Annotated in this window: 17 protein-coding genes; 5 read left to right on the top strand and 12 right to left on the bottom strand. The window is 70.8% G+C overall.

The window, feature by feature from the left end; genetic code table 11:
• Positions 1-27: 27 nt before the first annotated feature.
• Positions 28-1,890 carry an ABC transporter ATP-binding protein gene (locus tag AB0M08_RS06990; RefSeq protein WP_364489738.1) on the top strand — a complete coding sequence of 621 codons (1,863 nt, stop codon included), beginning with the start codon at positions 28-30 and terminating at the stop codon, positions 1,888-1,890.
• Between the two features lie 191 nt (positions 1,891-2,081).
• On the opposite strand, the gene AB0M08_RS06985 is transcribed toward AB0M08_RS06990, so the two are convergent.
• Positions 2,082-3,263, bottom strand: coding sequence for a 4-hydroxybenzoate 3-monooxygenase (locus AB0M08_RS06985; protein ID WP_364489735.1), 1,182 nt, complete (start codon positions 3,261-3,263; stop codon positions 2,082-2,084).
• A 793-nt stretch (positions 3,264-4,056) separates the two neighbouring features.
• The gene (locus AB0M08_RS06980) at positions 4,057-6,051 is read right to left on the bottom strand and encodes an endo-1,4-beta-xylanase (protein WP_364489732.1); all 1,995 of its coding nucleotides are present in this window, start codon (positions 6,049-6,051) and stop codon (positions 4,057-4,059) included.
• 237 nt (positions 6,052-6,288) lie between these two features.
• On the opposite strand from AB0M08_RS06980, the gene AB0M08_RS06975 reads away from it, so the two are divergent.
• The gene (locus AB0M08_RS06975) at positions 6,289-7,797 is read left to right on the top strand and encodes an APC family permease (RefSeq protein ID WP_364489729.1); all 1,509 of its coding nucleotides are present in this window, start codon (positions 6,289-6,291) and stop codon (positions 7,795-7,797) included.
• Between the two features lie 120 nt (positions 7,798-7,917).
• Complete coding sequence (locus tag AB0M08_RS06970; protein WP_364489726.1) at positions 7,918-8,451, top strand: GNAT family N-acetyltransferase; 534 nt, start codon at positions 7,918-7,920, stop codon at positions 8,449-8,451.
• Between the two features lie 122 nt (positions 8,452-8,573).
• Here the strand turns inward: AB0M08_RS06970 and AB0M08_RS06965 are convergent, their stop codons facing one another.
• The gene (locus tag AB0M08_RS06965; RefSeq protein ID WP_364489723.1) at positions 8,574-8,984 is read right to left on the bottom strand and encodes a VOC family protein; all 411 of its coding nucleotides are present in this window, start codon (positions 8,982-8,984) and stop codon (positions 8,574-8,576) included.
• Positions 8,985-9,032: 48 nt separating this feature from the next.
• Here AB0M08_RS06965 and AB0M08_RS06960 point away from each other — a divergent pair, with 48 nt between their 5' ends.
• Positions 9,033-9,332, top strand: a complete 300-nt coding sequence (locus AB0M08_RS06960) for a putative quinol monooxygenase (RefSeq protein ID WP_364489720.1) — start codon at positions 9,033-9,035, stop codon at positions 9,330-9,332.
• On the opposite strand, the gene AB0M08_RS06955 is transcribed toward AB0M08_RS06960, so the two are convergent.
• From AB0M08_RS06955 to AB0M08_RS06915, 9 genes are all read right to left on the bottom strand, one after another.
• Entirely contained in the window at positions 9,310-10,491 is a 1,182-nt protein-coding gene (locus AB0M08_RS06955; RefSeq protein ID WP_364489717.1) for a M20 family metallopeptidase, read from the bottom strand. The genes AB0M08_RS06960 and AB0M08_RS06955 overlap by 23 nt on opposite strands.
• Entirely contained in the window at positions 10,457-11,125 is a 669-nt protein-coding gene (locus tag AB0M08_RS06950) for a DUF1028 domain-containing protein (RefSeq protein WP_364489714.1), read from the bottom strand. Before AB0M08_RS06950 ends, AB0M08_RS06955 begins: the two co-directional genes overlap by 35 nt.
• Positions 11,122-11,556, bottom strand: a complete 435-nt coding sequence (locus AB0M08_RS06945) for a RidA family protein (protein WP_364489711.1) — start codon at positions 11,554-11,556, stop codon at positions 11,122-11,124. Before AB0M08_RS06945 ends, AB0M08_RS06950 begins: the two co-directional genes overlap by 4 nt.
• The gene (locus AB0M08_RS06940; protein WP_364489708.1) at positions 11,553-12,785 is read right to left on the bottom strand and encodes an NAD(P)/FAD-dependent oxidoreductase; all 1,233 of its coding nucleotides are present in this window, start codon (positions 12,783-12,785) and stop codon (positions 11,553-11,555) included. The genes AB0M08_RS06945 and AB0M08_RS06940 overlap by 4 nt, the downstream gene beginning before the upstream one ends.
• Before the next feature lie 71 nt (positions 12,786-12,856).
• Positions 12,857-14,320, bottom strand: coding sequence for an FAD-dependent oxidoreductase (locus tag AB0M08_RS06935; RefSeq protein ID WP_364489705.1), 1,464 nt, complete (start codon positions 14,318-14,320; stop codon positions 12,857-12,859).
• Positions 14,317-15,789: an aldehyde dehydrogenase family protein gene (locus tag AB0M08_RS06930; RefSeq protein WP_364489699.1), complete on the bottom strand. Its 1,473-nt coding sequence runs from the start codon at positions 15,787-15,789 to the stop codon at positions 14,317-14,319. Before AB0M08_RS06930 ends, AB0M08_RS06935 begins: the two co-directional genes overlap by 4 nt.
• The gene (locus tag AB0M08_RS06925; RefSeq protein ID WP_364489696.1) at positions 15,786-17,189 is read right to left on the bottom strand and encodes a cytosine permease; all 1,404 of its coding nucleotides are present in this window, start codon (positions 17,187-17,189) and stop codon (positions 15,786-15,788) included. Before AB0M08_RS06925 ends, AB0M08_RS06930 begins: the two co-directional genes overlap by 4 nt.
• 213 nt (positions 17,190-17,402) lie before the next feature.
• Positions 17,403-18,308 (bottom strand): LysR family transcriptional regulator, encoded by a 906-nt coding sequence (locus AB0M08_RS06920; RefSeq protein WP_364489693.1) that lies wholly within the window; start codon positions 18,306-18,308, stop codon positions 17,403-17,405.
• An 11-nt stretch (positions 18,309-18,319) separates the two neighbouring features.
• A complete protein-coding gene (locus AB0M08_RS06915) occupies positions 18,320-18,910 on the bottom strand; it encodes a TetR/AcrR family transcriptional regulator (protein WP_364489690.1) in 591 nt (196 codons plus the stop codon).
• Positions 18,911-19,086: 176 nt separating this feature from the next.
• On the opposite strand from AB0M08_RS06915, the gene AB0M08_RS06910 reads away from it, so the two are divergent.
• Complete coding sequence (locus AB0M08_RS06910; protein ID WP_364489687.1) at positions 19,087-20,724, top strand: amidohydrolase; 1,638 nt, start codon at positions 19,087-19,089, stop codon at positions 20,722-20,724.
• Positions 20,725-20,732: the final 8 nt, after the last annotated feature.

The raw sequence follows: 20,732 nt of genomic DNA, 5'->3' as shown, positions 1-20,732 counted from the left end.
CCTTTTCCGGCTCTGGAAGGTCGCGCCGTGACCAGACCGCTTCTGCCCATCGCCACGCCGCGTGAGACGTGGGCCGCGGCGCGGGCCGAGCTCGCCCAGCTGCCCGGCCTCACCGCGACCACCCTGGTCATGCTGGTGGCCGCCGCGGCCGCCGGACTGGTACCGCCCTGGGTGCTCGGCCGCCTCGTCGACGACGTGATGGCCGGCGCGGACACCCGCCGGGTCGTCATGCTGGCCGTGGCGATCGCGGTCTCCGCCCTGGCCGGCGGCGCACTGACCGCGGCCGGCGCCACCCTCGCCGCCCGCCTCGGCGAGACGGTGGTGGCCCGGCTCCGGGAACGCGTCGTCGACCGCGCCCTGCACCTGCCCCGCGCCACCCTGGAACGGGCCGGCACCGGCGACCTGCTCTCCCGGACCGGCGACGACGTCGCGCTGGTCGCCAACGCCATCACCACGAGCGGCCCGGTCCTCGCCTGGGCGCTGCTCTCGGTGCTGCTCACCGCCGCCGGGCTGTTCGCCCTGGACTGGCGGCTCGGCCTGGCCGGACTCGCCGCCGCACCCGGGTACGCCCTCGCCCTGCGCTGGTACCTGCCCCGCTCGATGCCGTACTTCGCGAAGGAGCGGGTCGCCGCCGGGGAGCGTACCCAGGCGCTCTCCGGCGCCCTCGGCGGCGCGGCGACGGTCCGGGCGTACCGTACCGAGCGCGAGCACGTGGACCGGATCGCGGCACGCTCCGCCATCGGCCGCGACCTCGCGCTGGAGGTCTTCCAGCTCTACACCCGCTTCACCTCACGCCTGAACCGCGCCGAGCTGATCGGCCTCGCCGCCGTCCTGGTCGTCGGCTTCCTGCTGGTCCGCGACGGTCTGGGCACGGTCGGCGCGGCGACCGCGGCGGCGCTCTACTTCCACCGCCTCTTCAACCCGATCGGCATCCTGCTGATGGAGGCCGACACCACGATGCTGGCCACCGCCGCCCTCTCCCGCATCGTCGGCGTCGCCTCCCTCCCCGCCCCCGCCCCCGCCGCTGCTGCCGCACCCGCCGCACCCGCCGCTGCCGCCGCACCCGCCGCCGCCTGCCCCCTCAGCGCAGCCGATATTTCCGACATTTCTGATTTTTCCGGCTCACCCGCCGCGGCACCCTCCGGTGCCGAGTCCGGCGCGCTGGAGGTGACCGTCGCCGAGCACCGCTACGACCCGGACGGCCCGGTGATCCTCGCCGACATCGCGCTCCGGCTCGCGCCCGGCGAACGGGTCGCCCTGGTCGGCGCGAGCGGCGCCGGCAAGAGCACCCTGGCCGCGATCGCCGCCGGCCTGCTCGAACCGCACTCCGGCTCGGTCACCGCCGACGGCCCGGTCGCCCTGATCAGCCAGGAGGTACACGTCTTCGCCGGCCCGCTCGCCGAGGACCTGCGCCTGGCCCGCCCGGACGCCACCGACGCGGACCTGGCCACGGCCCTGGACCGCATCGGCGCCTCGTCATGGCTGGCGACGCTCCCGGAGGGCCTGGCCACCCACGTCGGCGAGGGCGGCCACCAGCTCACCCCGGCCCGCGCCCAGCAACTCGCCATGGCCCGCCTACTCCTCGCCGACCCCGCGGTCGCGATCCTCGACGAGGCCACCGCCGAGGCCGGCAGCACCGGCGCCCGCGACCTGGACCACGCCGCCACGGCGGCCACCGAGGGCCGCACCACCCTGATCATCGCCCACCGCCTGACCCAGGCCGCCACCGCCGACCGCATCCTGGTGATGGACGCCGGCCGCGTCGTCGAGGAGGGCACCCACGCCGCCCTGCTGGCCTCAGCCGGCCGCTACCACCACCTCTGGCAGGCCTGGACCGGCACCCCGTCACCCTCTCCCGCCACCTCCGGCGACCGCCCGCCCACCCCGTGACTCACACGTAGTCGAACTGCACATTCCGCGGCGTGAAGTCGGTGACCCGCGCCCACGGTGGTCCCACCGCTCTCCGCATCGCCGGTGGATCTTCCCCGGCTGGTCGCCAGGGGTGCCTCGCGGCGCCTGAGACACCCCTGCGCGCCAGCCAAGAAGATCCACGCCCCGCCATCGCCGGCCGTATCGGTCCGTCAGACGGGAGTGCCCGCCATCAGGTCGGCGAAGGCCGCGCCCGCCGTCGGGGAGCTGAACAGGCGCTCCAGGCGGGCCTGGGCCAGCTTCCGCCGGAAGGCGCCGTCCTCGGAGTGGTCGCCCGCCTCGTGGACCATCTCCGAGAACCAGCGGGAGAACTCCTGGTAGTCCCAGGTACGGCGCAGGCACACGTCGGAGTACGCCGCCAGCCCGCTGCCATCGCCCTTCTCCTCGGCCGCGATGATCGCCCGGGCCAGCACGTACGCGTCGGTGACCGCCAGGTTCATGCCCTTCGCACCCATCGGCGTGATGATGTGCGCCGCATCCCCCACCAGGAACAGCTTCCGGTACGCCATCGGCTCCACCACGAAGCTGCGCATCTCGACGACCTCACGGCCGGTGATCGCGCCGATCGGCAGCGCATCGTCCCCGAGCCGGAGGCGGAGTTGCTCCCAGGTGTACTCGTCCGACCAGTTCCGCGGGTCCTCACCGTACGGGTGCTGCAGGTAGAACCGGCTCGCGTGCGGACCCCGCGCGAACTGCGCCGCGAACCCGTGCCGGCTGATCGCCATCAGCGGGTAGCGCGGCGCCGGCGAGTCGGCCAGCACCGTGTACCAGCCGAGCCGGTGGTCGAAGCGGTACGTGGTCAGTTCCCCGTCCGGGATGCTGCCCCGGCTCACCCCGTGGTACCCGTCGCACCCGGCCAGATAGTCGCAGGTCAGCTCGCGCTCGGTGCCGTCGGCGTCCCGGTACACCACCCGCGGGCGCGCGCCGTCCAGGTCGTGCAGTGTGATGTCCCGCGCCCCGAAGCGCAGGTCCCCGCCGCCATCCTGGAACGTGCCGATCATCCGGCGGACCAGCATCTGCTGCGGCACCAGCCGACTGGGACGGCCACCGGCGAGCCCCGGACCGTCCAGGAAGCGCGGCACCCCCTCGTTCCGGATCTCCAGCAGCGTCTCCACCGGCATACCCGCGGTCAGCGCCTCGGCGAGCCCGGACTCCTCGAAGATCTGCCCCACGAAGTGGTCGATCACCCCGGCCCGCTGGCGCTCCTCGACATACGCCCGTTCCCGCAGCTCCAGCACCACACAGGCAACCCCGGACCGCTGCAGAAGGTTCGCGAGCGCCAGTCCGGCCGGCCCCGCCCCGATGATCCCCACCGTCGTGCTCTCCGCAGACATGCCGTCCATTATGGAGATCACCCCGACAGCACGGAACGCCCGAATGGATCAGAACCGAAGCATCAAAAACGATGCATCACCCCAGATGCATCACCCCAGATGCATCAAGCTAGATGCATCAAGCTAGATGCATCAAGCCAGATGCATCAAGCCAGATGTATCGGCCCCGCTGGAGCGCCGGGGCGGCTGCAGCACACGGCAAGCCGTGGTGGGGCGACTGCGGTACACGGTGATTCGCTGAGGGGCGGCTCCGGCACACGTTCCGGCCCGTAGAGGGCGGTGCGGGGACACACTTCGCGCGTGGAGGGCGGCGCGAGCGCGCAATCCTGTTCCGTGGGGCGCCGGAGGTACACGATCAAGCTGAGCACGGGGCGGCACGGGCACACGATGACTGTTTGAGTGCCTGGCGCGCCCTCGGGCGGGCGCTGGAGCGACACGATCACGCATCGTGCGGCTGCACCGCCCCCCACAGACATCGACGTGTACGCCTGCCGCCCCTGGCCACGACGAGCGGCCGACCGTAACGCACGACGAGCGGCCGACCGTAACGCACCGCACGACGAGCGGCCGACCGTAACGCACGGCAGGCCGTGACCGGCGAGATCACGATCGAGCGGCCGACGATCGCCCGGCGAACACGCGATACGAGCGGGTCCACGTTGACCCGCCCCGCGGTCCGGTCCGAAACGTACAGGACCATTTCGGCCGGACCCCGGACTCCGGGAAAGCGCGTGCTGCACCTCCCTGCGAAAGAAGGGGACGAACGGAATGAACAGGATTAGCTGGACCTTTCTCAGGCCACGGCGCAGGCGGTGCCGTTCACGGTGAATGCGGTGGGCACCGGGTTGGTCCCGGCCCACGAGCCGAGGAAGCCGATCGACGTAGATCCCCCGGCGGCCACCGTCCCGTTGTACGACGCGTTGGTCACGGTGACCGCGGACCCGCTCTGGCTGACCGTCCCGTTCCAGAGCTGGGTGACCGTCTGCCCGCCGGTGAAGGTCCAGGCCAGCGTCCACCCGTTGATCGCGGCGGTCCCGGTGTTCGTGATCTTCACATCCCCCTGGAAGCCCCCGGTCCAGGATCCGGTGACCCGGTACGCCACGGAGCACGCGGAGGTACCGGGCGAGGCCGACGTGGACGCCGAGGCCGACGGCGAGGACGAGGACGAGGACGAGGACGAGGCTGACGGTGAAGACGACGCTGACGGTGAGGACGACGTGGTCGTGGAGATCTTCGTCGGGTCGACCACGCCCCAGTACGCGGACTTGGCCTGCAGCACCGTGTCGAAGAGCAGTGGCGCGTCCTTGCGGGCCACCGGGTACGTGTCCAGCCAGGTGTTGTCGTCGGCCAGGCCCCAGAGTGTCACCGAGGTGATGTCGTCCGCGTACTCGCGGAACAGCGCGAACATGTCCCGGTACACGTAGGCCTGCGCCAGCAGCCGCTCGGCCGGGGGCGTGGTGTACGACTCGCTGCTGCTGGTGTAGATGCTCACGTCCATCTCGGTGACCTGCTGCTCGACCCCGAGCGTGGCGAACTTCTGGATGCTCGCCTCGACGTCGGACACGGCCGGCCAGCTCACGTTGATGTGCATCTGATGGCCGACGCAGTCGATCGGTACGCCCTCGTTGAGCAGCTGCGACACCAGGTTGTAGAGCGCGTCCCGCTTGGCCGCCACGTTGGTGTTGTAGTCGTTGATGCAGAGCGTCGCGTTCGGCAGCACCTCGCGGGCCACCCGGAACGCCGTGCGGATGTAGTCCAGTCCGGTGATGGTGTACCAGGTGGAACGGCGCATCCCGTCCGACTGGGACTCGTCGATCACCTCGTTGACCACGTCCCAGGTGCCGATCGTGTCGCCGTAGTGCGCGGCCACGTTCCGGATGTGGTTCTCGAGGCGGGACAGCAGCAGCGCCTTGTTCTCGGCGGTGGCCGTCATCGCGGCGCCGTTGGCGTCCAGGAACACCCAGGACGGCGTCTGGTTGTGCCACACGAAGGTGTGCCCCCGGATGGCCAGTCCATTGCTTTTCGCGTACGCGATGAGGGGGTCTGCCTGCGTGTAGGTGAAGGTGTTCTCGGTCGGCTCGGTCGCGTCCCACTTCAGCGCGTTGCCGGGCGTCACCGAGCCGAAGTGCTTGGTGAGCAGCTGGCCGTGCTCGTTGAGGATCTCCGCGCCGGTGATCGCGGCGCCGACCGGGAACTCGGTGACCACGTCCTTCACCGAGGGGATGTCGGTCTGGATCGGCTGGGCCGGCACATAGGTGGCCGTCACGTCGTCGATGTAGAGCGAACCGGTGGTGGAGGCCGTCTCGACGTACACGGAGAGGAAGTCGACGTCGTAGGCGAGCGTGTAGTGACCGACCAGGTTGACCCATCCGCCGCTGGTCACCGCGGTGTTGCCGACCACCGTGTCGTAGGAGGCGGTGCCGCTGGTCCGGCGCTCGACGCTGAGCCGGGCGCTGTCCGAGGTGTCGGCCATCCGCACCCAGACCGAGATGGTGTAAGCGGTGCCCTTCGCGAAGGTGCTGAGCACGCTGAGCGCGGGCCCCTGCCAGGCCGCGGTGCGCCCGGTGACGGCGAGGCTGTGCGTGCCGCCGTGGGCGACCGTGGTGCTGTTGGCCAGGGTCTCGGCCGAGCGGCCGCCCCAGCTCTGGACGGTGCCGTCCTCGAAGTCGCTGGTCAGGACGGTGACGGGATCGGCCGCCTGCGCGGCCTGCGATTGGAGAGCCAGGGAGAGCGGAGCCGCGACCACCAGGGTGGCCAAGGCGAGCCGCGCGAGCAGGCGCATCTGCATGGTCCCTCGATTTTTTGTGTACGCGTTACGCGTTGACGACAGTGATGGTCATCGTTACATGGGAGCGCTCCCATTACAATCGTGTGTCCGGCCTGTTGCCAGGCCACCCGTACCCATCTGTCGTGTTGATGCTCACCATCGAAAATTCATGCGACCTGTTTCACCAGTTGGAAACGAATTTCGGGCAAGGTCAACGGCCATAGTTTGCGATGTGCCGTAAAGAATGTGAGGCCTGCCGTGCCGGCACCGACCGACAGTTCGACCAGTCTCGCCGTGGAACAGACCGGCCGGCTTCACCGCACGCTCGGCCGCTTCGACATCATCTTCCTGATGATCGCCGCGGTCGTCGGCCTGGAGACGCTCGGGCAGGTCTCCACCTACGGCGCCGAGGCGTTCACCTGGGCTCTCGTGCTCGCCGTCTTCTTCCTGGTCCCGTACGGCCTGATCTTCGCCGAGGTGGGCGCCGCGTTCCCGCAGGAGGGCGGGGCCTACATCTGGGTGCGCACCGCGTTCGGCCGGGGCGCCGCCGCGATCGCCGCCCTGCTCACCTGGGTGACCCAGCCGGTCTGGGTGGGCGGCTCGATGGCCTTCCTCGCCGCCGAGACCTGGGACAGCTACCTCTCCCCGCTCCCGTCCGGCTCGTTCGCCGACTACGCGTTCAAGATCGTGTTCATCTGGATCACCGTGCTGGCCGCCGTGGTCAGCCTGAAGCGCGGCAAGTGGCTCCCCACCGCCGGCGCCGTGGTCAAGGTCGCGCTGCTGGTCTTCTTCGTCCTCACCACGATCATCTACGCCGCTCAGCACGGCACCGCGGGCCTCTCGACGGGCAGCTTCAGCCCGACGCTGGCCGGTCTCTTCGGTTCGGTGCCGATCCTGCTCTTCGCGTACCTCGGCTTCGAATCCTCCAGCAGCGCCGCCGGCGAGATGCAGAACCCGGCCCGCGACGTCCCGGTCTCCATCGCCCGCTCCTGCGCGACCGCCGCCGCCTGCTACCTGATCCCGATCCTCGCCATCCTGCTGGTCATCCCCGCCGACCAGATCACCGGCATCGGCGGCCTGCTCGACGCGGTCGCCACGGTCTACTCGGTCTACGGCGGCGCCGCCGACACCCTGCTCACGATCACCGCCGTCGCCATGGTCTTCATCCTGGCCAGCCAGGGCTCCGCCTGGATGATCGTCTCCGACCGCATGCAGGCGATGGCCGCCGCCGACGGCTCGTTCTTCGGCGGCTTCTTCGGCCGCTTCTCCGAGCGCCTCGGCACCCCGGTCCGGGTGAACATCCTCTCCGGCGTGGTAGCCACCGTCTTCCTGCTGGCCTCGATGCGCATCACCGGCGACAGCGCCGCGGTCTTCGGCGTCGTGCTGACCATCTCCATCTCCACGTTCCTGCTCAGCTACCTCCTGGTGATCCCGGCCGCCGTCCGCCTCCGCAAGGCCGACGTCCCCCGCCCCTACCGCGTCCCGGTCTCCGACCGCGGTTTCGCCGCACTGGGCGCCATCTGCTTCGCCTGGGTCCTGCTCGGTTCCTGGGTGGCGGTCTTCCCCGGCACCCTGGAGTTCCTCTTCTCCCTGGACTACTCCTTCACCGACATCTGGGGCGTCACCCAGTCCCGGTTCGAGCTCTTCACCCTGGGCACCCTGGCCGCTCTCCTGATCCTGGGCGCCGTCGGCTACCTCCGCGGCGCCACCCTCCGCACCACGCCCCTCCCCTCCACCGACGCCGACCCGGCCTCTGCCCTTCCCTGAGCGGCTGGTTCTGAGGGGTGTCCGGCCCCCTCGAGACACCCCTCAGAACCAACCGCCGCATCCCCCGCCCCGGCACCCGCGGGATCGACGAGGGGTGCGGCGAATGGGAGGCTTGCGGGCATGGAACCGCCTGAGATGATCAATGCTGGACAGCTCGTGCTGAAACGGTGGGAAGCCGAGTGGGCCGAGGAGGGGACGGCCGCGATCCGGGAGTCGATCCCCGAGCTGGAGCCGTTCCTGCCCTGGGCGTCCGACAGCTACGTGCTCAGCGACACGCGGGAGTACATCGAACGCTCGGTGAAGAGCTGGGAGGCCGGCACCGAGTTCAACTACGCCATCTTCACCACGGTCGGCGAGCTGATCGGCTCGATCGGCCTGATGACACGGCTCGGCCCCGGCGTGCTGGAGATCGGCTACTGGCTGCGCTCGACGTACACCCGGCGCGGCTACATGACGGCCGCCGTCGACGCCATCGCCCGCGTCGCGCTGGCCCTCGACGGCATCGACCGGATCGCGATCCAGCACGATGTCGCCAACGTCGCCTCCGGCATCGTCGCCGAACGGGCCGGCTTCCCGGAAGTCCGGCAGTTCGACCGCGACCCCACCGCCCCGGGCGAGACCGGCCGCTTCGTCCTCCGCGAACGCCGCGCCTGACCCGCGAGCCGCGGCGAAAAGCCGCGGCTGACCCGCAAACCGCGGCGAGAGGCCGCGCCTGACCCGCAAGCCGCGGCGAGAGGCCGCGAGCCGCGAGGGTCAAGCGGCGAGGGGCGGCCTGATCAGGGAGCGATGCAGAACTCGTTGCCCTCCGGGTCGGCCATCACGATGTGGTGGCCGTCGGTGGTGTGCAGGATGGTGGCGCCCGCGGCGACCAGCTCGGCGGCCTTCTGTTCGATGCGCTGCCACTGGTCGGCGGAGCGGCCGACCCGGATGTCGAGGTGCATGCGGTTCTTGGCCCGCTTGGGCTCGGGCACGTCGAGGAAGCTGAGCCGCGGGCCCACCCCGGCCGGATCGTGCAGCCAGGCGCCGCCGCCGGAGTCCTCGGGATCGTCGAAGGACGCCGCCCACTCGTCGCGTGTCGCGAACGGCGGTGGCGGCGGCTCGTCCTCGTAGCCCAGGGCCAGTTTCCAGAACTCGGCGAGCCGCTCGGCGTGTGCCGTGTCGAACGTCAGGTCCACCCGTAGCGCCATGTGCCCATCCTGCATCCTGGGTACGACAAGAAAGGGAAGGGAAGCCCTGTGGCGTACGGATACATCGGCTCGATGAAGACCAAGCCCGGTCACCGCGACGACGTGGTGGCGATCCTGCTCAGTGGCGCCGACGGGCTGCGCGCCGCCGGCTGTCACCTCTACGTCGTCGGCGTGGACGAGGCCGACGACGTGACCATCTGGGTCAGCGAGGTCTGGGAGAGCAAGGAGCACCACGACGCGTCCCTGCGGCTCCCCGAGACCCGCGCCGCGATCGGGACGGCGATGCCGATGCTGACCGGCGAGTTCACCAGCCGGGAGACCCGGGTCAGCGGGGGTCTGGGCCTGTAGGAGAGGGCGTACGAGCGCAGTCGATCGCCGTCCACGCCAGCGCCGTCGCCGCGTCCAGCAACGCCTTCTCGGCGAGCGGCCCGACGCAGTGGGCGGCGAACTCGCGCTGATGGTTGAGTGCCGGCAGCGACCCGATCCCGATGTACGGGTGGATGGCCGGCACCACCAGCGACACGTTCCCCATGTCGGTGGAGGCCCGGTTCATCCGGGACGCGGTGCTCCCGTCCGCGAAGACCCGCCCCAGCTCGACGGCGTTGCGGCGGTAGAACGCCAGCGCCCGCGCGTCGGCCCGGAACTCGGAGTACGGCTCGCTCTCCGGTTCGATGGTCAGCGTGCACCCGGTGGCCAGCGCCCCCGCCTCGAAGCAGCGCCGGATCCTCGGCTCGACCTCGGCCAGTTCGGCGAGCGTCGACGCCCGGACGTACCAGCGCCCCGACGTCTCCTCCGGTATCGCGTTCGGCGCCTCGCCGCCGCTGGTCATCACCCCGTGGACGCGTACCGTGGAAGGCAGTTGCTGCCGGAGCAGGCCGATCGCCACCTGGGCCACGGTGAACGCGTCGGCCGCGTTGACGCCGTGCTCGGGATAGGCCGCCGCGTGCGCCGCCTTGCCGCGATAGGCGACGTGCGAGTGGGACACCGCGAACGGTTCCGCCTCGGCCACGTCTACGGGCGCCGGGTGCGCCATCATCGCCAGATCGAGTCCCGCGAACGCCCCGCGCTTCAGCATCTCGATCTTGCCGCCGCCGCCCTCCTCGGCCGGCGTGCCGTACACCGAGACGGTCAGCCCGAGCTCGTCGGCGAGCGGCGCCAGGGCCAGGGCCGCGCCGACCGACGAGGCCGCGATCAGGTTGTGCCCGCAGGCGTGCCCGAGCCCCGGCAGCGCGTCGTACTCCGCGCAGATCCCGATCCGAATCGGTCCAGAGCCGTAGGTGGCCAGGAGCGCCGTCTCCAGTCCGAGATAGCGCGGGGTGACCGTGAAACCCTGAGCGGAAAGGACCGAGCCGACCCAGTCCGCCGCCCGGTGCTCCTGCCAGGCGGTCTCCGGGTTGGCGTGCAGCCGCTCGGAGAGCGCGATCAACTCACGGGAGACACCCGCGACGGTTGCGGCCGCGGCCTTCTTGCGGTCACTCATCTCCGGGTACGCCGTACGTCGGAGCATCCCCGGGGTGCAGGGCCCGCGTAACGTAGTCGTCCCGCTGGGGCAGCCAGCGTTCCAGCAGCCCGGCCAGGCCGGCGATCGGCGCGTCGGACCAGTCCACCCGCAGATCCGTCTCCGGCCACGGCACCGACCGCACCACGATCAGCCCCGCCGAGTGCACCGGCCCGGCCTCGCCGCCCGCCGCGAGCCCCGCGCTCAGGGCCGTCATCAGGCGCACTTCGAGGTCCCCGGTGGACTGTCCGAACGCGGTCACCATGGCCGAGGGCACGCCCGGGTCCGCGAGCATGTTCCCGGCGGCCACGGCGTTCGGCCCGGAGACCGCCCCGGTCAGGCCGAGCGCCGACGAGCCGGTGAAGTGGGCGCTCTCGCCGTACGGGGAGAGGATCGTGAGCTGCCGGAAGGCGATGTCGCCCCGCTGCGCGGTGACCGACGCCAGGGCCGCGGCCGGGGACGAGCCGTCCGCGAGCCGGGAGAGCAGCAGCGGGCCGAGCCGCGGGTCGGTGACGTTCTGTGAGCAGGCGGCACCGACGCCGGGGCGCAGATGCGCACAGCGAGCGGCGACGGCCGGGCTGGACGAGCTGATGGCGATGCCGAGCGCGCCGCTGCCGTCGGTTCCCGCGATGCTGAACGTCATGACGGGAGGACCGCGACCGCGTCGATCTCGACCAGCCACTCGGGACGGGCGAGTCCGGAGACGACCAGCCCGGTGGAGATCGGGTGCACGCCCTTGGTCCAGCGCCCGACGGTCCGGTAGACGGCCTCGCGGTAGCGCGGATCGACGATGTAGATCGTCAACTTGACCAGGTGCTCCATCGACGCGCCGGCCTCACCGAGCAGCATGCTCACGTTGGACATCGCCTGCTCGGTCTGCGCCACCACGTCGCCGACCCCGACCGACTCGCTGGTGTCCAGGTCCTGCCCGATCTGACCGCGGACGTACACGGTGTTCCCGGCCACCACGGCCTGGCACAGATCGTTGTCGAGGTTCTGCTCGGGGTAGGTGTCCCGGGTGTTGAACGGCCGGATCCGGGTGTGACCGCCCGCGACGATCGGTGGGTTACTCAACGTGCGTCTCCAAACGAGAGGTACCCACGCTGGGTGGTGATGTGCCCGGCGACGTGCTTGGCGTCGTGCCAGACGCCCCAGATGAAGCTGGACCCGCGCCGCGACAGCCACGGCAGGCCGAGGAAGTAGACGCCGGGCTCGGTGGAGACGCCGCGGCGGTGCCGCGGACGACCGTTCTCGTCGAGCGCGCCGACCTTCAGCCAGCCGTAGTCGGCCGCGAAGCCGGTGGCCCAGATGATCGTCCCCACCGCGGAGACGTCGAGAGCGGACGACGACGCGGCGGGTGCCGGGCCGAGCTCCCGAGCCGACGGCTCCTCCGGCAGGTCCAGGCCGTTGCGGGTCACGTAGGCGTCGGCCTCGTCCAGCAGGGCCAGGTAGTTGGCGTCCCCGGCGGCGATGTTCGCCGCCAGATCGTCGGCGAAGTGCAGGGTGCCGTCCTGATGGGAAGCGGTCATCCCGACCAGGTTGACACCCGAGGCGGCCAGCTCGCGGAAGTCCACCGTGTGCCCGCCACGCGCGCCGCTGACCGCGATCGTCACGTGCGCGGCGCCCTCCGGCGGCGTCTCCATGTCCCACTTCTGCAGCACGCCCAGCCACCAGCAGAAGTCCCGTCCGCGGTAGCTGCGCGGCGGCCGGTCGTGCGGCCCGACCGAGAGGTGGACGGTCCGGCCGGCCCGGCGCAGTTCGTCCGCGATCTGCACCCCGGACGACCCGGCGCCGACCACCAGGACCGCCCCCTCGGGAAGCTGCTCCGGGTTCCGGTACGCGCTGGAGTGGATCTGGTGCGCCACCACGCCCTCGGGGACGATCGGCGGGATCACCGGCTTCTGGAACGGGCCGGTCGCCGCGACCACGTACCGTGCCTCGATCGGCCCGTCCGAGGTCTCCACCCGGAAGCCGGGCCGGCCCTCGATCCGGGTCACCGAGGTCACCGTGACGCCGGTCCGGATCGGCGCGCCGATCTTCTCGGCGTACGCCTCGAAGTACGCCGCGACCTGCTCCTTCGACGCGAATCCGTCGGGCGCGACGTCCGGGAACTCGAGTCCCGGGAAGCGGTCGTGCCACGCGGGACCGTTCGCGACCAGCGAGTCCCAGCGCTCCGACCGCCAGCGTTCGGCGATCCGGTGCCGTTCCAGGACCAGGTGCGGCACGCCCGCGTCGCTCAGGTGCTCACTCATCGCCACACCGGCCTGACCGGCGCCGACGACGAGAACTTCGACCTCTTCCAAGGCCCCTCCTCAGTAGCTGGGTCCAGCGTCGGCCGAGCGACGCCATTAAGCAAACAGATGTTTTCGGCGTACTAAATCTGATTTGCTTTTTTAAGCAGGTCAGCCGCCCTCTCGGCGACGACCATGACGGTGATGACCGGGTTCACCGAGGGGACCACCGGCAGCACCGAGGCGTCCACGACGCGCAGGTTCGCCACCCCGTGCACGCGCAGCCCGGGGTCGAGCACCGGGCCGATCGCGCAGGTGCCGGAGACGTGGTAGACGGTCTGATGGGTGGCGCGCAGCGCCTCGGACAGGTCACGGTCGCCGGGGAAGATCTCCCGGACCAGCCAGGACTTGAACGGCTCCTGCCCGGCGATCCGGCGGGCGGCGAGGATGCCCTCGATCAGCATCCGCTCGTCGTGGCCGTCCGGGTCGGTGAAGTAGCCGTAGTCGATCGACGGCGGCACGTCCGGGTCGGCCGAGGTGATCCAGACCCGGCCCCGGCTGTGCGGGCGGGCCACGTTCGGCGCGATCTGCACGACGTGTTCCGGCAGCTCGACACCGTAGTTCACGGCGTGCACCGCCCACGGCTCGACCGGGAAGTGCATCAGCACGTCCGGCCGTTCCGGATCACCGTCCACGCTGATCATGGTGCCGGCGTCCCACCCGCTCGCGCACGTCGACGGCGGCGCCTTCACCGCCTCCCAGAGGATCAGGCCCTCCGCATGATCCATCAGGTTCGCGCCGACACCCGGAAGATCGATTCTCTGCGGTACGCCGGAAGCCTCCAACACCGGCTTCGGGCCGATCCCCGAGCGCTGGAGCAGTGCCGGGGAGTCGATCGCCCCGGCGCAGACGACCACCTCGCGGCCCGCGGTCAGCACGCCCGCCGTGGTCTCCACACCGGTCGCACGCCCGTCTTCGATCAGGATCCTGGTGGCGCGGACACCGGTACGGACCGTGAGATTGGGGCGGTCCAGCACGTCGTGCAGGTAGTGGATCGAGCTGGAGCCCCGGACGTTGCTCGCCGGGTCGTAGCCGACCTCGAAGAACCCGGTCCCCTCGGCGCGCTCGTCCAGCCGCCCGTCGTTCCAGCGCTCCTGCACCGGGACGCCGAGCGCCGTCGACGCGGCCTCGACCACGTCCGCGACGTACGGGTTCCGGTCCGCCTCGGCGACCGGGTGGATCGGGATCCGGAGCCGGTCGTAGTACGGCAGCACCTCCTCCGGCGACCAGCCCTCGCCCCATTCCCGCAGGTCGGCGGCGAGGGGGCGCCACGCGATCATCGTGTTCGCGGTGGAGCAGCCGCCCAGGATGCGCAGCCGGGCCTGCCGGATCGCGCTGTTGCCGCGCTCCTGCGGGACGCTGCGGTAGTCGAGGTCGTACTCGCCCTCCAGCATCTCGGCCCAGCGCCGGATCTCGTGGGCACGCGGCTCGCCCTCGTCGGAGGGCCCCCATTCGAGCAGCTCGACGGTGACGTCCGGGTCCTCGGAGAGCCGGGCCGCGAGGATGCATCCGGCGGTCCCGCCGCCCACGATCAGGTAGTCGCTCATCGGTAGTTCACCCAGGTGGTCTTGAGGGCGGTGAACTTGTCCAGGGCGTGCGGCGAGAGATCCCGCCCGAACCCGGACTGCCCGAACCCGCCGAACGGGGTGGTCACGTCGAGCGCGTCCACCGTGTTGACCGAGACGGTGCCGGCCCGCAGGGCGGCCGCGACCCGGTGGGCGCGGCGCAGGCTGTCCGACCAGACCGACGCGGCCAGCCCGTAGATCGAGTCGTTCGCGCGGGCCACCGCCTCGTCCTCGGTGTCGAAGGCCTGCACGGCCAGCACCGGCCCGAAGACCTCCTCCCGGCTGAGCCGGCTCTCCGGCCCCACCTCGAAGATCGCCGGGGCGACGAACGCCGGGCCCAGGCCGGTCTCGCCCCCGGCCAGGATCGTGCGGCCCTCCCGCTCTCCCACCGCGATGTATTCGAGAACGCGAGCCGCCTGGGCGTTGCTGACCAGCGGGCCCATCGTGGTGTCACTCCGCAGCGGGTCGCCGAGCCGGATCCGTCCCGCCCGCTCGGCGACCTTCGCGAGCAGCTCGTCGAGGATCGGGCGCTCGACCAGCAGCCGCGAGTTCGCCGAGCAGACCTGGCCGGCGTTGGTGAAGATGCCGAAGCAGACGCCGTCGGCGACCGCGTCCAGGTCGGCCGCGTCGGCGAAGACCACGTTCGCGGACTTGCCGCCGCACTCCAGCCAGACCTGCTTCATGTTGGACTCTCCCGCGTACCGCAGGAACAGCTTGCCGACCGGCGTGGACCCGGTGAAGGTGACCACGTCGACGTCCGGGTGCAGGCCGAGCGCCTTCCCTGCGACCGGCCCCTCCCCCGGCACCACGTTCAGCACGCCGTCGGGGAGGCCCGCCTCGGCCGCCAGCTCGGCGAGCCGCAGCACCGAGAGCGGGGACTCCTCGGCGGGCTTGAGCACCACGGCGTTGCCCGCGGCGAGCGCCGGGGCGATCTTCCAGACGGCCATCTCGAGCGGGTAGTTCCACGGCACCACGGCCGCCACCACCCCGAGCGGCTCCCGGCTGACCAGGGCCAGGTCGCCGCGGGCGGTCGGCGCGATCTCGCCGTAGGCCTTGTCGATCGTCTCGGCGTACCACTGGAGGATGGCCGCCGAGCCGGGCACGTCGACCGTGGCGGTGTCGCCGATCAGCTTCCCCGCGTCCAGGCTGTCCAGCACGGCCAGTTCGTCGGCGTTCGCCCGTACGAGAGAAGCAAGCCGGAGCAGAACCGCCTTGCGCTCGCCCGGCGGGGTGGCCGCCCATCCCGGAAACGCCCGGCGGGCGGCCGCGACCGCACGGTCGACGTCCTGCGCACCGCACGCCGCGACCTCGGCGAGCACCGCGCCGGTCGCCGGATCGACGCTCGGCAGACGCCGCCCGTCCGCGGCCGGCACGAACCCGCCGTCGATGAAAGCGTCCGTGCGGGGCTTCACACCCGCCGCGATCGCGTGCCAGTCCTGCATCGGTCTCATGCCTCCTGAACTGCGGGGACGCGCGCCGAAGCGGTGCGCTTCATCAGCACGTAGTAGAGCGGGCAGATGACGAGCAGACCGACGATCCATGAGATGTCCACGCCATCGATGCTGGACGCGACCGGGCCGGTGTAGAGCGCGGTGCTCAGGAACGGGATCTGGACGCCGATGCCGAGCACGTAGCAGGCGACCGCGATCGGGTTGACCCGCCCGTAGACGCCGCCGTCACGGTCGAAGAGCGAGGCCAGGTCGTACTCGCCGTGCTTGAGGAAGTAGTAGTCGATCAGGTTGATCGCGGTCCACGGGATCAGCACGCAGAAGAGCAGCAGCATGAAGTTGGTGAAGTTGACCAGGAAGTCGTCCTTCCCGGCCAGGCCCATCACCAGCGCACCGGCGAAGAGCACCACCGAGATCCCGGTACGCGCCATCGCGCCGGGCTGCCAGCGCGGGAAGAGCGTCTGACCGACGGTGATCGCGGAGAGCGCCCCGCAGTACAGGTTCATCCCGTTGGTGACCGCGATGCCGACGCCGAAGACCGCGATGACCAGCGTGCCGATGCCGTGGGTCAGCGCGCCCAGCCCGGTGATCGAGTCGTCGTCCGGGAAGGCGAGGCCGACCAGGGCGCCGAGGATCATCGGGAAGACCGAGCCGAGCACCGAGCCGGACCAGGTGGCCCAGAACGCGGGGCGCACGCCGGTGTCCCGGGGCATGTAGCGGGTGTAGTCGGAGACGTAGGGGGCGTACGCGATCTGCCAGAGCGCGGCGAGTGAGAGCGTACCCATGAAGCCGAGCCAGCTGAAGCCGCCGCTGCTCGCCGCACCGGCCGGCAGGCCGTCGACGCCGAGCGCCCAGACGAAGGCGAGCACCATCACCGCGCCCGAGACGACCGTGGTGAACGTGCCGAGCAGGTGCAGGAAGCGGTAGCCGAGGACCGGGCCGAGCAGGCTGACCACGCCGGCGATGACGATGGCCGGGGTCTCCGGGATCGGGGTGACCGCCGCCAGTGACTGGCCGCCGAGCACCATGTTCGAGGCGAAGAAGCCGACGTACATCAGGATCACGATGATGACGACGAGCAGGCTGCCGAACGAGCCGAACTGCGCCCGGGTCTGCAGCATCTGCGGTACGCCCATCTGCGGGCCCTGCGCGGCGTGCAGCGCCATCACGATGCCACCGGCGACGTTGCCGATGATCAGCGCGATGATCGTCGGCCAGATCGGCAGCCCGTAGACGGCGGTGCCGACGGCGCCGGTGGCGACCGTGAGAAGCATGATGTTGCCGCCGAACCAGATGGTGAAGAGGTTCCGCGCGGTGCCGTGTCGTTCAGTGAGCGGAATATGGTCGATCGTGCGCGACTCGACGCCGAGTGTCGCGTTTCCGGATGTCGCTGTGGAGTCCATGGCGTCTCCCTGGAGGCCGTGGGCTAACGGGGTGAAGCGACTATCGGCCCGACGGCAGTCATCGGACAAACATTAGTAACCGGGGGTTTGCATCTGATTCACAGATGCAAACCGCACCGGGTCACCGCACGTAACGTCGCCGACATCCTCACGGCCCCCGGGTGACGGTCTCGTAACCACCCATCGGCTCGGCACATGCAGAGCATCGGATTTTCAGCTGCGGTACGCCTCGCGCGCCATCGTCACGAACGCCCGGGCGCGGTGCGTCAGCCGGACGCCCTTCATCCAGGCGACCACGATCTCCAGCGGCTCGACCTCGTCCCGCAGCCGGAGCGCGACGACCGGGCTGCCGTCGTAGGTGGTGTCCCCCGACGGGCGCTGGTTGAGCAGGGCATACCCTCGGCCGTGCGCGACCAGGGCACGGACCGTCTCGAACCCGGTGGTCCGGTGCCGGATCGCCGGGGTCACCCCGGTGCGGGCGATCAGGCCCTCCAGGTAGGCGCCGCTGTGCGGCAGGTCGAGCAGGATCATCGGTTCGGCCGCGAGCTCCGCGAGGGAGACCTCACCGCGCGCGGCGAGGCGATGCGTCGCCGCGACTATGGCGTACGGCGGAGACGAGTCGATCACCTGCCGGTCGACGTCGTCGTCGAGGTCGTAGCCGTACGTGACCGCTACCTCGCAGTCGCCGGCCCGCAGCGCCCGCTTCAGCGTCGCGTGCTCGGCCTCCAGGACGTCGAGCCGCACCTGCGGGTACGCGGACTCGTACCGGGTGAGCAGGCCCGGCAGCCGGAACGGGGCCAGCGTCGAGAAACAGCCCACCGTGAGGTCGCCGACCAGGCCCTGACCGGCGATCCGGGCCGACTCGGCCAGCTCCACCGAGTGCGCCAGGAAGCTGCGCAGCTCCCGGTGGAACGCCTGCCCGGCCGCGGTCAGGGTGAGCCCGCGCGCGTGATGCCGCAGCAGCAGCTGGACGCGCAGCTCCTTCTCCAGCTGGGCGACGGCGGTGGAGACCGCGGACTGCGAGACCCGCAACTCCTTCGCGGCCGCGGTCATGCTGCCCAGCTCGGCGGCGGCCGCGAAGTACCGCAGCTGCAGGAACGTGAACGACGGGTCGGCCATGTGCTCAGCCCTCAGCCCTTCAGGTCGGCGCCGGTGGCGGCGGTCAGATACGCCAGGATCCGTTCCCGGGCCTGCTTCGGCGGGACGTGCGGGTTCCGGCCCGCGATGTGCAGCCCGTACCCGTCCTCCAGGGCGACCGCGTTCGCGGCGACCGTGTCCGCGGTGCCCGGATCCAGCGGGAGCGCGCGCAGCACCTGCCGGTAGAGCGAGACCTCACGATCGTAGAGCGCGGTCATCAACACCGCGTGCGTACGGTTCCGGGCGGCGTGCACATGCAGTTCGTACAGGACGAGGCAGGTCTCGTCGTCCGGCCCGTTCGCGACACCGCCGCGAACCAGCGCGACGAGTTGCCCGGCCGGCTCGGTGATCGCCTCGATGGCGCGCAACCGCTGCCAGTAGAACCGGTCGACCGCGTCCTGGTGCACGTCGGCGAGCAGATCCTCGAAATCCCGGTAGTAGTAGCTGACCGCGCCGGGCGAGAGGCCCGCCTCCTGCGCGACGTCCTTGATCCGCAATCCGGCGAGACCGCGCGCGACGATCGCCCGCTGCGCGGCGGCGACGATCTCGCCACGGCGGACGCTCTGTTCCTTCGGCCTGGCCATCCACGCTCCACCGTTCTTGATGCATCATTCTTGATGCATCACCCTTGATGCATCATTTTCCTTGATGAGCTGCATCGAAAAACAGTGCGCAGCGTTTCACCAGTTTGAAACTGTTCTAGGGCAGGGTCAACCGCCATAGTTTGCGATGTAGCGCAAAGAATGAAGGAGGCCGTGTCGTGACGACTGCGGACTGGATCTTCCATGGTGGCGCCATCCACACGATGACCGGCGGCGGGCCGGTGGATGCGGTCGCGGTGCGGGACGGTGTGATCGTCGCAATCGGGAGCGACGACGTCCGGGAGCTTCGCGGGACACGTACCGAAGTCGTCGATCTTCGGGGTGGGGCGCTGCTGCCCGGATTTCAGGACGCGCACATCCACCCGGTCGTCGGCGGGCTGCAGCTGACCGGGTGCGACCTGGCCGGCGTGCACGGCCTCGCCGAGTACCGGGAGCTGATCGGCGCGTACGCCGGACGGAACCCGGAGATCGGCTGGGTGCAGGGCTCCGGCTGGTACGGCGACGCGTTCCCCGGCGGCTTCCCGGACCGGCACGAGCTGGACCGGCTGGTCCCGGACCGGCCGGCCGCCTTCCTCAGCCACGACGCGCACGGCGTGTGGGCGAACTCGGCCGCGCTCGCCGCCGCCGGGATCACCCGGGACACCCCGGACCCGGACGGCGGGGTGATCCACCGGGATGTGGCGGGCGAGCCGACCGGGATGCTCAGCGAGTCGGCGGGCGACCTGGTGATGGCCCTCGTCCCGCAGCCGGACTTCGCGGCACAGCGGCAGGCGCTGCGCGCGGCACAGAGCCACCTGCACAGCCTCGGCGTCACGGCGTGGCAGGACGCGGCGATCGGGGCGATCCTCGGCGCGCCCGATCCGTACGACGTCTACCGGTCGGCGGAGGCCGAGGGCTGGCTGACCGCGAAGGTCACCGGCGCGCTCTGGTGGGAGCGGGAGGCCGGCATCGATCAGATCGAGCTGCTGCGGGAACGGCGGGCGGCCACCGCCGGCGGGCGGTTCCAGGGGACGGCCGTCAAGATCATGCAGGATGGCGTCTGCGAGAACCTGACGGCCGCGGTGCTTTCGGCGTACGCGCAAACGGAGCACAATCACGGGCTCAGCTTCATCGAACCGCGGGTCTTGACCGAGGTCGTGCGGCGGCTCGCCGCCGAACGGTTCGACATCCACCTGCACGCCGTCGGGGACCGGGCGGTGCGGGAGTGCCTGGACGCGGTGGCCGATTCGGATCGGGCGTGGGACCACCGGCACCAGATCGCGCACATCGACCTGATCGACCCGGCGGACGTACCGCGGCTGCGCGAGCTCGGGGTGATCGCCAACGTGCAGCCGCTCTGGGCGCGGCAGGACGCGGTGCTCGTGGAGACCAAGCTGCCCTATCTGACCTGCTCACAACGGGAGATGCACTTCGCCTTCGGCACGCTCGCGGCGGCCGGGACGGCGCTGGCGATGGGATCGGACTGGCCGGTGTCGAGCCCGGATCCGCTCTGGGGGATCCACACCGCGGTGAACCGGACGGCACCGGCGGCGGATCCGCACGCGCAGGACTCCCGGGCGCAGACCTCTCCCCTGCTCGCCGGCGAGGGCATCCCGGTGGAGACGGCGCTGGCGGCCTACACGATCGGCGCGGCGCGGGCGAACCGCCTGGACGTGACCACCGGCTCGCTCGCCGTCGGCAAGGCCGCCGACCTGGTGATCCTCTCCACCGATCCCATCACGACCGATAAATCCAATATTTCGGATATTCGCGTCACGTCTACCTTTGTCGACGGCGTGCCCGTCTACCACTCATGAGGGAATCG

The sequence above is a fragment of the Actinoplanes sp. NPDC051851 genome (assembly GCF_040681165.1).
In the GTDB taxonomy this organism is placed as follows: domain Bacteria; phylum Actinomycetota; class Actinomycetes; order Mycobacteriales; family Micromonosporaceae; genus Actinoplanes.
Note: the sequence above shows the minus strand (reverse complement) of the source record. Positions and strands in the feature narration are given on the sequence as shown.

What these genes read in the sequence shown, in the direction of transcription:
- AB0M08_RS06965 (WP_364489723.1), bottom strand. Translation starts at nt 8,984, where the DNA reads ATGGCGCTACGGGTGGACCTGACGTTCGACACGGCACACGCCGAGCGG.
- AB0M08_RS06950 (WP_364489714.1), bottom strand. Translation starts at nt 11,125, where the DNA reads ATGACGTTCAGCATCGCGGGAACCGACGGCAGCGGCGCGCTCGGCATC.
- AB0M08_RS06915 (WP_364489690.1), bottom strand. Translation starts at nt 18,910, where the DNA reads ATGGCCAGGCCGAAGGAACAGAGCGTCCGCCGTGGCGAGATCGTCGCC.
- AB0M08_RS06935 (WP_364489705.1), bottom strand. Translation starts at nt 14,320, where the DNA reads ATGAGCGACTACCTGATCGTGGGCGGCGGGACCGCCGGATGCATCCTC.
- AB0M08_RS06920 (WP_364489693.1), bottom strand. Translation starts at nt 18,308, where the DNA reads ATGGCCGACCCGTCGTTCACGTTCCTGCAGCTGCGGTACTTCGCGGCC.
- AB0M08_RS06925 (WP_364489696.1), bottom strand. Translation starts at nt 17,189, where the DNA reads ATGGACTCCACAGCGACATCCGGAAACGCGACACTCGGCGTCGAGTCG.
- AB0M08_RS06980 (WP_364489732.1), bottom strand. Translation starts at nt 6,051, where the DNA reads ATGCAGATGCGCCTGCTCGCGCGGCTCGCCTTGGCCACCCTGGTGGTC.
- AB0M08_RS06955 (WP_364489717.1), bottom strand. Translation starts at nt 10,491, where the DNA reads ATGCTCCGACGTACGGCGTACCCGGAGATGAGTGACCGCAAGAAGGCC.
- AB0M08_RS06970 (WP_364489726.1), top strand. Translation starts at nt 7,918, where the DNA reads ATGGAACCGCCTGAGATGATCAATGCTGGACAGCTCGTGCTGAAACGG.
- AB0M08_RS06930 (WP_364489699.1), bottom strand. Translation starts at nt 15,789, where the DNA reads ATGAGACCGATGCAGGACTGGCACGCGATCGCGGCGGGTGTGAAGCCC.
- AB0M08_RS06985 (WP_364489735.1), bottom strand. Translation starts at nt 3,263, where the DNA reads ATGTCTGCGGAGAGCACGACGGTGGGGATCATCGGGGCGGGGCCGGCC.